This window comes from Mesorhizobium sp. WSM4828 (genome assembly GCF_055811175.1).
Genome location: NZ_JBVVQK010000002.1, coordinates 246,203 through 259,606 on the forward strand (window position 1 = coordinate 246,203; position 13,404 = coordinate 259,606).

Below are 13,404 nucleotides of genomic sequence, written 5' to 3' on the forward strand. Positions count from 1 at the left end.
TGCGCAGGGCCGGGTTCGATCCGACCGATGCTGTCGTCTCTGCGAACTCGGTCGTGCCTATGGAAGGCGGCGCGGTTGTGAACTGGGTGGTTATGGCCGACGAGCATGTATTCCTCCTCCAGTCGACCCCGAGAGGCGGCGTGCTACGCGGCAGCCACGAAGAGAGCTTGGCGGAGGCCGATCGGCGCGAGCTCGAGGAGTATTTCGACCAAGCGGCGGCAGCGGGTGCCTGAGGGGATTTCGCTTGGCCGTTCTGAGACGGCGACGACCGCCACCTCCAAGCGCTCCCATTGTCGCGTTGCGAGCGCGGGGTGTTTCCGCTATTGAAGCCGGACTTGGAAACCAAGGTTATCCTCATCCCATGAGCCTCGTCGACACGATCAAGAATGCGTTCGTTCCGATCCATCGCGAGGGTTATCCCTTTATCGCTGCGTTCGGCGCGGCGACGCTCTTTCTCGGCTATTTCTCCTCGACCCTGTTCTGGATCGGTCTCATCCTGACCGCCTGGTGCGCCTATTTCTTCCGCGATCCCGAGCGTGTCACGCCGATCGACGACCGGCTGGTTGTCAGCCCTGCCGACGGCATCGTCTCGGCGGTCGGCCCGGCCGTGCCGCCGCGCGAGCTTGGCCTCGGCGGCGGTGAAATGACCCGCATCTCGGTGTTCATGAACGTCTTTTCCTGCCACGTGAACCGCTCCCCGGTGCGCGGCCGCATTTCCAGGATCGAGCATCGGCCAGGAAAATTCCTCAATGCCGAACTCGACAAGGCAAGCACCGAGAACGAGCGCAACGGGCTGGTCATCGAAAGCCCCAATGGAACAGTCGCCGCGGTGCAGATCGCCGGCCTGGTAGCGCGGCGCATCGTCTGCTGGGCCGAGCCCGGCGGCGCCATCGGCACCGGCGAGCGCTTCGGGCTGATCCGCTTTGGCTCGCGCGTCGATGTATTCCTGCCCTCGACCGCGACGCCGCGCGTCGCCGTCGGCCAGACCGCGGTCGGCGGTGAGACGGTGCTGGCGGAATTCGGCGGCGTTGCCGCAACGCCGCTCGTGCGGATCTCCTGACCGGTGGCGCCGCCGTTCAAGAAATTCGAGGCGCATGGCGGCGGTGGCCCGCGCATTCGCGAAATCCCGATGCGCATGGTGCTGCCCAACCTGGTGACTGTGCTCGCCATTTGCGCCGGCCTGTCCGGTATTCGCTTCGGCTTTGAGGGCCGCTTCGAGCCAGCGGTGGTGATGGTACTGCTCGCCGCCTTCCTCGATGGTATCGACGGCCGTCTGGCGCGAATGCTGAAGGCGACTTCCAAATTCGGCGCCCAGATGGATTCGCTGGCCGATATCGTCAATTTCGGCGTGGCACCGGCGCTGGTGCTCTATGCCTTTCTGCTCGACAGGGCAGGTTCGCCGGGCTGGATCGCCGCCCTGCTGTTCACCATCGCCTGTGGGATGAGGCTTGCCCGTTTCAACGTGCTCGACGAAGAGCTCGACCGTCCGCAGTGGCAGACCGAATATTTCGTCGGCGTGCCGGCGCCGGCGGGTGCGGTGCTGGTGATGCTGCCGCTCTATCTGTTCTTCCTCAGGCTTGGGCTTGAACCCAGCCGCCTGGCGGCCTTCATTGCCACCGGCTTTACAATATTGGTGGCGTTCCTGCTGGTCAGCAGACTGCCCGTCTATTCCGGCAAGAGCGTCAGGATACCGGGCGACAGGGTGCTGCCGATCATCCTCGCAGTCGTCCTCTACGTCCTGCTTTTGATGACCTATCCCTGGTATACGCTGACGGCCTCGGTTGCCGGCTATCTGGTCTTCTTGCCGTTCAGCGTGCGCGCCTATTCGAGACGCGCCAAGCGCGAAGGCGAGAAGGTGCCGTCCTCGGATATTGGCTGACAGATTTGGTGCCAGTTCGCGTTGCGCCTGGCAGTGCATGATTCCGAAAAGGGTCATCCGTTTAGACTTAGGACCGGCTCGCAGAGCGCGCGGCGCTGTGGAATGCACCTCAAAAACCCGTTTTCGGAACTTGCTGGGCGGCTAGACCGTTTGTGTTTGGTAGGTCCGTTTTAAGCGGCAGCTGTTAGTGCGCGGTCAGCGTCGCGCAAGCTCCCGCATCGGGCGCAGAACATCGGAAACGAGGAGAAATGGCTGTCATCCTCATCGGCGCGTTACTGACTGTCGCCGGCCTCGTCTATATGGCGGTTGCAGCCATCATGCGCGGGCGGCTTAGTGAGCCGGCCGCTGTCTCCACCGCGCCGGACAGTGTGACGCCCAATCTCGCAACACCAGTTCCGACTCTGGAGCCGCGGCGGCGCGGGCTCCGTTTTCTCGGCCTGTCGCAGAACTGGCCGGGCCTGCTGATGATGGCCGTCGGCGCCATTCTGCTGTTGTCGGTGGTGGTCTTCTAATGCATATCGCGCAAAAGCATGCCCTCGGGCTCGACCCGAGGGTGTGCAGCGGTTTTGCGTAACGGCATGCATAAAAAGCAAGAATCCAAAGCGCGTCGCATTCGACCGGTCGAACGCGACGCGCATCTAGAGTTTTCGACAGCAAACCTCAGGCGGCTGCGCTCAGTCCCAGCCTCTCTAGTGCCAGCTTTCTAGTCGAGACATAGTCGGTCTTGCCCGAACCCAGCACCGGGATCTCCTCCACCTTGACGATGTCGTTCGGTACCATCAGATCGGCGGCACCTGCTTGTTTACCGAATTTGCGCAATTCGTCGGGATCGGCGTCAGTGGCGGTGGTGACCAGCACGATGCGTTCGCCGCGGCGCCTGTCCGGCACTGCCACCACGGCGTGATGCTCTTCCGGCCATAGCGACTGCACCAGCATCTCGACGGCACCCAGCGACACCATCTCGCCGGCGATCTTGGCAAAACGCTTGGCCCGCCCGCGAATGGTGAGGAAGCCTTCGCGGTCGACCGAAACGATGTCGCCGGTATCGTGCCAGCCGTCGAGCGGCTGCAATTCGCCGGGCCGATCTGACGTCATGTAGCCCATCATCAGGTTTGGCCCATCGAGCCACAACCGTCCGGCGCCGCTAATGCCCTCGATCGGTTCGAGTTTCATGCGCATGGCAGGCAACAGCCGCCCAACCGTTCCGTCGCGGCCGTGGATGGCTGTATTGACGGCAACGACGGGCGCTGCCTCGGTCAGCCCGAAACCCTCGATGATCTCGGCCTGGAAGCGCTCACGGTAAACGCGGCGTGTCTCCGGTTTCACCGCCTCGGCGCCGGCGACGACGAAGCGCAGGCTGGAAAAATCGCCGTCCTTGGCGGTGCGGGCATAGTTGGCGAGGAACGTGTCGGTGCCGAACATCACCGTCGGCCGGACCTTGCGCGCCACCTCCGGAATAAGTTTGTAATGGAGCGGTGAGGGGTAGAGGAACAGCTTTACTCCGGTGACCAGCGGCAGGATGGTGCCGCCGGTCAACCCGAACGAGTGGAATACGGGCAGCACGTTGAGCAGGATGTCGACCGGCGAGATAGTGATGCGGGCTTCCGCCTGCATCGCATTGGCAAGAAGGTTCCGGTGCGACAGCACCACGGCCTTGGGCGTGCCTTCCGAGCCGGAGGTGAACAGGATCACCGCCGGCTTGGCTGCATCCTGGCGCTGCAACGGCCAGCGCCACAGCAAGCCGGCTGCGGCCTTGTCCAGCACGGTCACGCTTGCGCGAATATCCTCCAGCCACAGCAGTTTCGCCCCGCCCTTTTCCACCGCCTCGATGATGTCGGCGAGGTTAGCCTTTTCGACAAAGGCGCGTGAGGAGACCACTGTGCGGATCATCGCCGTGCGGATGGCGGCGGTGACGCTGGCCGGGCCGGCGGTATAGTTGATCATTGCTGCGACCCGAGCAGCCGACAGAAGTCCGACGAACGACAGCACGACGCCATTGGCGTTGGGCAGGAGCAGCCCAACCGCTTCGCCCGGCGCTGTTATTGCCTCAAAGCGGCGGCCCAAAACCCTGGCGCCGATGAACATTTTCCGGTAGCTCAGCGCACCGCCAATGACGTCCTCGATTATTGGGTGCGAAGCGCCAACACGGTCGGCCGCATCGCGCATGGCGAGGAACAGCCCTCGGTCGAGATCACTGCCGAAAAGCCTGGCCTCGGCGAAGCGATCAAACAGCGCATTGGTGTTGGAGGCCTGATCTGAGTTCCGCGCCACCAGCTCGGCGATGGTCATCGGCTCCAGCGCGCTGATCGACAGCTGCGGAAACCAATGGCGCGGCGCCTTGTCCGCCGGCGTCAGCGAGGCCGGCAGGCCGCGTGCGCCGGCGACGAAGATCGGCACGATGCGGGCGTCGGCCTGCATGGCGATACGGGTGATGGCGCGAAACAACCGAAACGACTTGACGTCGGGCTCGACCGCATCCGGCAGGTAAACGGCGAGCCGGCCCTTGCCCTTCAGCACCCGCACGAGTCTGCGGCTGACGAAGACATGCTCGGCGTTGAAGGCGATGGTACGGCCGAGCTCGCGCCACGGCTCCAGCCACGGCGATCTGGCCGAAGCCTGGTCGAGGATGTGCAGCGTGTCCTCCGGCAGCAGCGACAGCATCAGCGCCGGCTCAATGCGTGACTGATGCCAGATGACGTAGATGACGGGGGCCGCCGACCTGCGGGCAATCTTGATGCGCTCGTCGCTGATCCGGTAGGCGAGCTTGAACGGCACGTAGAGCAGCGCCTGGCTCAAGCGCAGGCCGAGGCGGAACTTCTCCACCACGCCGATCAGCAGCCAGGCCGCGACAAGACCCGCAAGCAGCGCCAGTGTCAGGATCATCGCCGCATCTCCCAACAATCTCACGTCGCGGCTCTTCACTGGCCGCTTCGGGTGAGAACCTAGCCGAAGTTGGATCAACGTCAATGCGGCTCCATTTTTCCTTCTCTCCTGTCATCACTTGGCTCGGCTGCCTATCGCAGCTACGCCGCTTTCATCCTTCCGCTGATGAAGCGGAATTCCTGCGTCTTGCCGCCAAAGCCATAGGCGGCCGCAGGCACTTCATGCACGAGGGCGTAGCTTTCCTCATGCACCTTGCCCAGCAGCCGGCCGAATGCCGCGAAAATTGCCTGCAGATACGCCTCCAGTTCGAGCTTGGTGTTGGTGCCGTCGACAACCTTGATGTCGAGCCAGGCCGTGTTGGTGCCATGCTCGGCCAGCGACTTGCCGCCGGCGAACCAGTGCTCGGGGTCGTGATAGGACATGGCAACAGCTGTGATCGTCGCGTCCTTGCGCAGATGCGTGGCCGTCAGTTCGGTCACTTCCTTGGCAATGGCGGCGGACAAAGCGGCATCAGGCTTGCCGGTAACGCTGACATTGATAATCGGCATATTTCTTCTCCTCGGTTTCAAGCGGCGTCTCTTCGCCGTCGAGAAAATCATGCCATCGTCCTTTGATCAAAAAAATCGAATTGTTTTTGATAAACACTTTGATAATATCGAATTATGCAGATGTTCGATCCCGACCTCCTCAAGACTTTGCTCGCTTTCGTCGATGGCGGTTCCCTGGCGCGGGCTGCGTCGATCGTCGGCCGCTCGCCGTCCGCAGTGACCGCGCAGATGCAGCGGCTGGAGGATGTTGTCGGCGAACCGCTGCTGGTGCCGCAGGGGCGAGGGCGCGGTCTGACGCCGGCAGGCGAGGATCTGGTCGGCCACGCGCGTCGCATCCTTGCCGCACATCGCGAGGCGTGGCTGGCCCTCAAAGGGGCGCACGCCGACGGGCGCGTCGCCATCGGCACGACGCAGGATTTCGCCGACAGCGGCTTGCCGCAGCTGCTCAGGGCTTTTGCTGTCAGCTATCCGCGCGTCAGGATCGAACTGCGCGTCGGCCGTTCCGCCGAACTGGCGCAGGCTTTGCAGGCCGGCACCCTTGATCTGGCCATTGCCATGCGGCAGGTGCCGACACGGGACGAAGTCGGTGTGCTCAAGGAACCAATGATCTGGCTTTGCTCACAGAACGGGCTGGCCACCCGCCACGACGAACTGCCCTTGGCGCTGCTCGATCCCCATTGCGGGTTTCGCGAAGCGGCGACCAGCGCACTCGATGCGGCCGGCCGTCGCTACCGCATTGCTGCCGGCAGTGCCAGCCTTGCCGGCCTGCGCACGGCGGTGCACGCCGGCATTGCCTTGACGTTGAGGACGGCGCGCTTCGCTCATTCCGGCATCGTCGAGGCGCCGCGCGATCTTGATCTGCCGCCGGTGCCGGTCGCCGAATTCGCCGTCCGCTTGCGTGAGGATGCCGACCGGCCGGCGCAGGATCTGGCCACGTTGTTGAGCGGCAACCTGGCCCTGGCCAATTAAGACAGCAAAGAAAAAGCCGACCTTGCGGTCGGCTTCTGAGTAAGACGGGCCGAGGGGTTTGGGGGGACTTGGGGTGGCCCGTCACAGCCATAATGCCTGAGCCCTATGATGGTTCCATGACTTTTCAAATTTATTTTCAGGAACGGATTTCTCGTGATCGAACCACCAACTCGCGCTCGGACGCGGCAAGTATTGGTCGTGCCTCCGCTGCGCGTTGCCTGGCCATCAGCCAGTCGCGGCCGGCGTGAGCGAACACCGCGCAAAGCACGATGGCGCCGCCGACCATGCTGGCTGCCGGCGGGATCTCCGCCAGGAACAGGAAGGCAAATAGGATCGCGAATGGCACTTCTGCCGAGCCCAGCAACCCGGACTCGGCCGCCGGAATAAGCCGGGTGCCCTCCGTCCACAGGATCGAGGCCAGCGCGAACGAGGCGCCGAAGGTGGCAAGAAGCACAGCGTCCCTGGCCGAGACAGCCAGCGGATCGGTGATGAACCAGCCGAGCACGAACAGAAGGAACGCCGACACCGCACCAGCCCACACCACCGGCGTCTCGCGGAAGGCGCGCACCATGATCATGTAGAGAGCGCTGCCGATCGTCATCAGCAGCGCCAGCCCGTCGCCGAACAAATGGCCGGTGCCGAAGCCGGACCAGACCATGATCGCCACACCGCATAGTGACACGGCGGCGGCGGCAACCGTCTGCAGCCGGAACGGTTCGCGGACCAACAGGAGGGCCAGCAGCGCGGTGACGAAAGGGGCGGTGGCATAGATGATCGCGACATTGGCGACAAAGGTGAACTTGAACGCCGAGATGAAGGCGATGCTGGCGAGCGCGCCCTCGATCGCCAGCAGCCAGCCGCGCCAGCCGAGCCGCAGGCTGTCGCGACCGCCGGAGCGCTGGCGGCGCCATAGCACATAGAGGCTGATCAGGATCGAGCCGACGAAGCCGCGCCAGCAGGTAATGGTCAGCGGGTCGGCATGGATCGATTTGGTCAGCACGCCGGTGAGGCCGAAGACGGCCGCCGATGCCGAGACCAGGATGATGCCGAGGGTACGTTCGCGGGCGCTTTCCGCTGTGCCCGGCATATCAAGCGATTCCGTCATCTCACCAGCCTACTCTGCCCCGTCCTGACACCATTGTGTCAGCTTGATCGAGGCGTCGAAACAGCAGACCGGCAGCCCCGGTGAACAGGATGCCGGCGAAACCCTTTCGCGGGTTTCGAGGATGGCGATATCGGCCATATGCCCGGCGGCCTTACGAATGTGTTGCGAGACAGGGTTTGAAGGCGTTGGATGCTCCGTATCGTCAGGCTATACGGGCAAAACCCTGCCAAGCGCTGCGCCAGCGCGGACTTGCGTTTGGGGCAGGCGGCATAGCCGTAAAGCAGCGAAGCCAGGGCAATTATGGGAGAGAAATGAAATGGATGCGATCGCATTGAAGGCCATGCAGACGCCGCTGAAGGAGGCCTATCGCGACGACGCCTCGCGCGCGCTGATTACCCTTAGGGCCAAGGGATCGATCGACGACCAATCGATCGCCTGCAAGGTCGAGACAGGCAGGGCGATCGCCATTGCCGGGCTGCATCCGGCGACCGGCGGCACCGGGCTCGAACTCTGCTCCGGCGACATGCTGCTGGAGGCGCTGGTGGCTTGCGCCGGCGTCACGCTGAAGGCGGTAGCGACGGCGCTGGAATTCAAGCTTGGGGCCGCCACGGTGGAGGCCGAAGGCGATCTCGACTTTCGCGGCACTCTTGGTGTGGCGAGGGATGCGCCGGTTGGCTTCCGCGCCATCCGCCTGACATTCGGCCTCGACACCGACGAGCCGCAGGACCGCATCGATGCGCTGCTCAAATTGACCGAGCGCTACTGCGTGGTGTTCCAGACCATCAGCCAGAAACCGGAGCTGACGGTAAGCGCGCGACGCTGAGGCTGCTGATCTCCCCCCTTGAGGGGGAGATGTCGCCGAAGGCGACAGAGGGGGTTGTCTCGCGTGAAGCGCCAACCGCTGCAGCAGGCCGAGCCCGGTCGGACCAACCCCCTCTGGCCTGTCGGCCATCTCCCCCTCAAGGGGGGAGATCACGCTGTCCTACTGCGCCGACGGCTCCTCGGCGTCGCCCTCATCGGCGAAGGGAGAGGCGCTCGGCACGCACTGCACCGACCAGCCGGTCGGCGTCGGTTGCTTCTGGTATTCGGTTATAGCGAACGTGCACTGTTCGCGGGTGTCGAATGTGCTGGGCAACACGACCATGCCGCCTTGCGGGCCGGCGATCACCAGATACCAGACTAACGCTACGCTCGGTGCCGCCATGGGTATTTCCTCGCTCTGCTTGTTTTGGGAGTCGCACGATCCTAGCAACTCTGGCCCAGCGGCGAAAGCTGGGCCAAAGCGCGGCCTTAAGCCACGGCATCACAGCCGCGTGATGTTAGGCCGCTTACTCCGGCTGCCGGTAGGCGACAAAGCGGTTGTGCTTGGCCTGGAAGATCAGCCCCGTCTCCTTGAGCGTGGGGCTGGCAAGCGGCACGATACGCTTGGCGATCTCCGAGGGGTGCGGCAGCGTTTCCGGATCCTCGCCCGGTACGGCCTGCGCCCGCATCGCGGTGCGCGTTGCCCCGGGATCGGCGGCGTTGACCCTGAGCGGCAGGTTTTCGGTCTCATGTGCCCATGAACGCGTCATGGCCTCGACCGCCGCCTTCGACGCCGCATAAGGCGCCCAGAAGGCGCGTGCAGAATGGGCAAGGCTGGAGCTCAGCACGATAGCGCGGCCGGCATCGGAAAGCCGCAGCAGCGGGTCGACCGAGCGGATCAGCCGCCATGTTGCGGTGACGTTGATGGTCATCACCTTCTCGAAGGTCTTGGCCTCGACATGGCCGATCGGGGCGATGACGCCTAGCACAGCGGCGTTGGCGACCAGTATGTCGAGCTTGCCCCAGCGCTCGTGTATGGCGCCGCCCAGTCGGTCGATCCCCGCCATGTCGGCAAGATCGAGCGGTACCAGCGTCGCCTGTCCGCCACCTGCCTTGATCTGGTCGTCGAGCTCTTCCAGCCCGCCGACGGTGCGGGCAACCGCAATCACATGTGCACCGGCCGCGGCAAGCTCCCTGGCGATGAAATAGCCGATACCGCGCGAGGCGCCCGTGACGACCGCAACGCGGCCGGAGAGGTCAAGGGTCATGCTTGAACTTCCATGAGGTCGGCGTGAGGCACCCCCCTCTGCCCGGCAGGGAAGAGGGGATAACCTGGCGAAGACAAATGGCGATCCGGCAACCTTACGACCCGCCGGCCGCCAACAGCGACAGCGTGCGCACATTGTCGGAGCCTTCGAAGTCGGCAAGCCGGGTCGGATACTGGCCGGTGAAGCAGGCGTCGCAGAATTGCGGCTGCTCGTTGTCGCGGCCGGCCTCGCCGACGGCGCGGTAGAGCCCGTCGATCGACAGGAAGCCGAGCGAATCGACGCGGATGAACTCGGCCATCTCCTCCACCGACATGCGCGACGCCAGCAGCTTCGACTTTTCCGGTGTGTCGACGCCATAAAAGCACGAGGCGCGCGTCGGCGGCGAAGCGATGCGCATATGCACTTCCTTGGCGCCGGCATCGCGCACCATCTGCACGATCTTCTGGCTGGTGGTGCCGCGCACGATCGAATCGTCCACCAGCACCACGCGCTTGCCTTCGATCATGCGGCGGTTGGCGTTGTGCTTGAGCTTGACACCCATGTGGCGGATCGAATCGCCGGGCTGGATGAAGGTGCGGCCAACATAGTGATTGCGGATGATGCCGAGCTCGAACGGAATGCCCGCGGCCTGCGAAAAGCCGATCGCCGCCGGCGTGCCCGAATCCGGCACCGGCACGACGATGTCGGCCTCGACCGGACTTTCCTGCGCCAGCTCGGCGCCGATGCGCTTGCGCACTTCGTAGACGTTGCGGCCTTCGACCGACGAATCCGGCCGCGCGAAATAGACATATTCGAAAATGCAGAAGCGGGTCTTCTGCGGCTCGAACGGGAACAGGCTTTCGATGCCCTTGCTGGTGACGACGACCATTTCGCCGGGCTTCAGGTCGCGCACGAAACGCGCACCGATGATATCGAGCGCGCAGGTCTCGGAGGCGAGAATCCAGGCGCCGTCGAGATCGCCGAGCACCAGCGGGCGGATGCCGAGCGGGTCGCGGCAGCCGATCATCTTCTTGGACGTCATCGCCACCAGCGAGAAGGCACCTTCGACCTGGCGCACCGCGTCGATGAAGCGCGAATTCAGGTCACGCTCCTTGCTGGTGGCGACCAGGTGCAAGAGCGTCTCGGTGTCGGAGGTGGAAGAGAAGATGGCGCCTTGCTTCTGCAGTGCGCGCTGCACGGTCATGGCGTTGGTGAGATTGCCGTTATGGGCGACGGCAAAGCCGCCATCGGCAAGTTCGGCGAAGAAAGGCTGAATATTGCGCAGGCCGGCGCCGCCGGTGGTGGCATAGCGTGTGTGGCCGATGGCACGGTTGCCTTGCAGGCTGTCGATGACACGCTGCTTGGTAAAGGTGTCGCCGATCAGGCCGACATGGCGTTCGACATGGAATTGGGTGCCGTCATAGGAAACGATGCCGGCCGCTTCCTGGCCGCGATGCTGCAACGCATGCAGGCCGAGCGTTACGATGGCTGCGGCGTCCTGCCGGCCGAAAATGCCGAACACGCCGCATTCATCATGGAAATGGTCATCGGCTTCGGTGGAAAGCACGTCGTCTGCGTCTGCCACTGAGGCTGCCATTGGGGGCTCAAGCTCCGCTAAAGTCGCCATATAAGGTCATAGCGCATCGAAAGCAACGCACGTCGTGCGGCATTCACATGATCGACAGTCTTGAGCCTCGCCAAGTCGGCAGATTGGCAAGTCTGCCGAAATCAGTTTGCCGGCGCCGGGTTTGCAGGTACCGGGGTCGCGGGCGCATTGTCGGCCGGCGGCGCATCGCTGTCGTCGGGTGCCGGAGCGGTGGCGTCGTCGCCGGCGGCAGGGGCTTCCGCTGCAGGCGCATCGGGGGCAAGAGGCGTCTCGGTGGCCGGCTGATTCGGATTGAGCTTGTTGAGGATGGCGTTTTCCGGATCCTCGGGCAGCAGGCTTTCGAGCTTGGCGCCGATCGATTCGAGCAGCGGCTTTGACTTGGCGTTGGCAATCCAGCCTGGAGCCTTGGCGCCGGCCAGCCAATTGAAGAAAAGCAGCGCAACAGCGACGACCAGGATGCCGCGCGCCGCGCCGTAGAGGAAGCCAAGTGTGCGATCGAGCGCGCCGATCCTGGAATCGATGATCCAGTCGGCAAGCTTCATGGTGATGACCGAAACGACGATCAGCGCGACAATGAAGACGATACCGGCGGCCGCCGCCATGGCGGCCTTTTCGTTGTCGATATAGGGCTGAATGTAAGGCAGCACCGGCTTGTAGAAGAAGAAGGCCGCCGCAGCAGCAGCTGCCCAGGAGATGATCGACAGGATCTCGCGCGAAAAGCCGCGAACCATAGCGAGCATCGCCGAGACTAGGGTGAAGCCGACGAGAATTCCGTCAAGCAGCGTAATCGGCATGTTTTTCGCCCCACTCCGATCTCTTTTTCACGGCTCGACGAGCCGCATCACTCTTGCTCGTCGGCGCGGCTGCGCCGTGAGCCGGCTATGCGCGCCACGAGATCGGCCAGCTCGGTGGGCTGGAAAGCGCCGGCTCCGATCCCCCCGACCCCATTACCACCAGCAAGTTCCTCGCTGCCCAAGGGCAGAACCGCGCTTCCGAAACCCAGCTTTTCGGCTTCCTTGAGGCGCTGCTGCGCATGCGCAACCGGCCTCACTGCACCGGAAAGGCTGATTTCGCCGAAATAGACGCAATCGGCGGGAAGGGCAAGACCGGTGAGCGAGGAAACCAGTGCCGCCGCCACGGCCAGGTCGGCCGCCGGCTCCGAAATGCGGTAGCCGCCGGCAACGTTGAGATAGACGTCGTGCGTGCCGAAGCGGACGCCGCAATGGGCTTCCAGAACCGCCAGGATCATCGACAGCCGGGCACCGTCCCAGCCGACGACGGCGCGGCGCGGTGTGCCCAGCGTCGACGGCGCCACCAGCGCCTGGATCTCGACCAGCACCGGCCGTGTGCCTTCCATGCCGGCGAAAACCGCGGCACCCGGCGACTTCGCATGGCGTTCACCGAGGAAAAGCTCGGACGGGTTGGCGACTTCCCGCAAGCCTTTGTCCGACATTTCGAAGACGCCGATCTCGTCGGTTGGCCCGAAGCGGTTCTTGACCGTGCGCAGGATGCGGTAGTGGTGGCCGCCTTCGCCCTCGAAATAGAGCACCGCGTCGACCATGTGCTCGACCACCCGTGGTCCGGCGATCTGGCCCTCCTTGGTGACGTGGCCGACCAGAACGATCGCCGCTCCTGTAGATTTTGCATAGCGGATCATCGCTTGGGCGGCGGCACGCACCTGGGTGACCGTGCCGGGTGCCGAATCGGCCATGTCGGTCCACAGCGTCTGGATCGAATCGAGAATGACCAGATCCGGCCGCTTGCCGTCGGCGATGGTGGCGAGGATGTCCTCGACATTGGTCTCGGCGGCGAGTTCGACCGGGGTGCCGGCGACGCCGAGCCGCTGGGCGCGCAGTCTGATCTGGGCAACCGCTTCTTCACCCGAGACGTAGACGATGCGGTGGCCCTTTGCTGCCAGTGCGGCGGCGGCCTGGGTGAGCAGCGTCGATTTGCCGATGCCTGGATCGCCGCCGACCAGCAGCGCCGAGCCGCGCACGAAGCCGCCGCCCGTGGCGCGGTCGAGCTCGCCGATGCCGGAGACGATGCGCGGCGCATCCTCGATGTCGCCGGAGAGGCTGGTCAGCACCACCGCGCGGCCCTTGCGGGCGTTGCGCGTATTGGCCGGGCCGGAACCGATGCCGCCCGACGTGCCTTCCTCGACCAGCGTGTTCCACTCGCCGCAGGCATCGCATTTGCCGGCCCAGCGCTGATGCACCGAACCGCAATTCTGGCAGATGAACTGAATGCGGGATTTGGCCATCAGCGTCGCGTCGCTTGCCAATTGCCGAGGCTCGGCGATCCGGCCCACCCCCCTCTGTCCTGCCGGACATCTCCCCCGCAAGGGGGAAGATTGGCTGTCATCGACG

The 13,404-nt window shown here is 64.2% G+C and carries 14 protein-coding genes; 6 read left to right on the forward strand and 8 right to left on the reverse strand.

The window, feature by feature from the left end:
- Window positions 1–53 precede the first annotated feature (53 nt).
- The 4 genes from AC0L2X_RS03910 (at window position 54) to AC0L2X_RS03925 (ending at window position 2,391) form a co-directional block, all read left to right on the forward strand.
- Window positions 54–233 (forward strand): hypothetical protein, encoded by a 180-nt coding sequence (locus AC0L2X_RS03910; RefSeq protein WP_473554605.1) that lies wholly within the window; start codon window positions 54–56, stop codon window positions 231–233.
- A gap of 128 nt (window positions 234–361) precedes the next feature.
- On the forward strand, window positions 362–1,060 hold the full coding sequence (locus tag AC0L2X_RS03915; protein WP_023677729.1) for a phosphatidylserine decarboxylase: 699 nt from the start codon (window positions 362–364) through the stop codon (window positions 1,058–1,060).
- Window positions 1,061–1,063: 3 nt separating this feature from the next.
- Window positions 1,064–1,879 carry a CDP-alcohol phosphatidyltransferase family protein gene (locus AC0L2X_RS03920; RefSeq protein WP_023677728.1) on the forward strand — a complete coding sequence of 272 codons (816 nt, stop codon included), beginning with the start codon at window positions 1,064–1,066 and terminating at the stop codon, window positions 1,877–1,879.
- 248 nt (window positions 1,880–2,127) lie between these two features.
- The gene (locus tag AC0L2X_RS03925; protein WP_473554607.1) at window positions 2,128–2,391 is read left to right on the forward strand and encodes a hypothetical protein; all 264 of its coding nucleotides are present in this window, start codon (window positions 2,128–2,130) and stop codon (window positions 2,389–2,391) included.
- 148 nt (window positions 2,392–2,539) lie between these two features.
- On the opposite strand, the gene AC0L2X_RS03930 is transcribed toward AC0L2X_RS03925, so the two are convergent.
- Entirely contained in the window at window positions 2,540–4,762 is a 2,223-nt protein-coding gene (locus AC0L2X_RS03930) for an AMP-binding protein (RefSeq protein WP_473554609.1), read from the reverse strand.
- 140 nt (window positions 4,763–4,902) lie between these two features.
- Entirely contained in the window at window positions 4,903–5,310 is a 408-nt protein-coding gene (locus AC0L2X_RS03935) for a tautomerase family protein (RefSeq protein WP_352490934.1), read from the reverse strand.
- 114 nt (window positions 5,311–5,424) lie between these two features.
- Between AC0L2X_RS03935 and AC0L2X_RS03940 the strand changes: the two genes are divergently transcribed.
- On the forward strand, window positions 5,425–6,279 hold the full coding sequence (locus tag AC0L2X_RS03940; protein ID WP_473554611.1) for a LysR substrate-binding domain-containing protein: 855 nt from the start codon (window positions 5,425–5,427) through the stop codon (window positions 6,277–6,279).
- Between the two features lie 136 nt (window positions 6,280–6,415).
- Here AC0L2X_RS03940 and AC0L2X_RS03945 read toward each other — a convergent pair whose 3' ends face one another.
- Complete coding sequence (locus tag AC0L2X_RS03945; RefSeq protein ID WP_473554614.1) at window positions 6,416–7,384, reverse strand: DMT family transporter; 969 nt, start codon at window positions 7,382–7,384, stop codon at window positions 6,416–6,418.
- Window positions 7,385–7,700: 316 nt separating this feature from the next.
- On the opposite strand from AC0L2X_RS03945, the gene AC0L2X_RS03950 reads away from it, so the two are divergent.
- Window positions 7,701–8,207 (forward strand): OsmC family protein, encoded by a 507-nt coding sequence (locus tag AC0L2X_RS03950; protein WP_473554616.1) that lies wholly within the window; start codon window positions 7,701–7,703, stop codon window positions 8,205–8,207.
- Window positions 8,208–8,366: 159 nt separating this feature from the next.
- On the opposite strand, the gene AC0L2X_RS03955 is transcribed toward AC0L2X_RS03950, so the two are convergent.
- The 5 genes from AC0L2X_RS03955 to radA form a co-directional block, all read right to left on the reverse strand.
- The gene (locus AC0L2X_RS03955) at window positions 8,367–8,588 is read right to left on the reverse strand and encodes a hypothetical protein (RefSeq protein WP_473554618.1); all 222 of its coding nucleotides are present in this window, start codon (window positions 8,586–8,588) and stop codon (window positions 8,367–8,369) included.
- A 124-nt stretch (window positions 8,589–8,712) separates the two neighbouring features.
- A complete protein-coding gene (locus AC0L2X_RS03960) occupies window positions 8,713–9,453 on the reverse strand; it encodes an SDR family NAD(P)-dependent oxidoreductase (protein ID WP_292662213.1) in 741 nt (246 codons plus the stop codon).
- A 94-nt stretch (window positions 9,454–9,547) separates the two neighbouring features.
- Window positions 9,548–11,029 (reverse strand): amidophosphoribosyltransferase, encoded by a 1,482-nt coding sequence (gene purF, locus AC0L2X_RS03965; RefSeq protein ID WP_473554620.1) that lies wholly within the window; start codon window positions 11,027–11,029, stop codon window positions 9,548–9,550.
- 131 nt (window positions 11,030–11,160) lie between these two features.
- Window positions 11,161–11,832, reverse strand: coding sequence for a CvpA family protein (locus tag AC0L2X_RS03970; protein ID WP_473554621.1), 672 nt, complete (start codon window positions 11,830–11,832; stop codon window positions 11,161–11,163).
- 47 nt (window positions 11,833–11,879) lie between these two features.
- Window positions 11,880–13,298 (reverse strand): DNA repair protein RadA, encoded by a 1,419-nt coding sequence (gene radA / locus AC0L2X_RS03975; RefSeq protein WP_352493164.1) that lies wholly within the window; start codon window positions 13,296–13,298, stop codon window positions 11,880–11,882.
- Window positions 13,299–13,404: the final 106 nt, after the last annotated feature.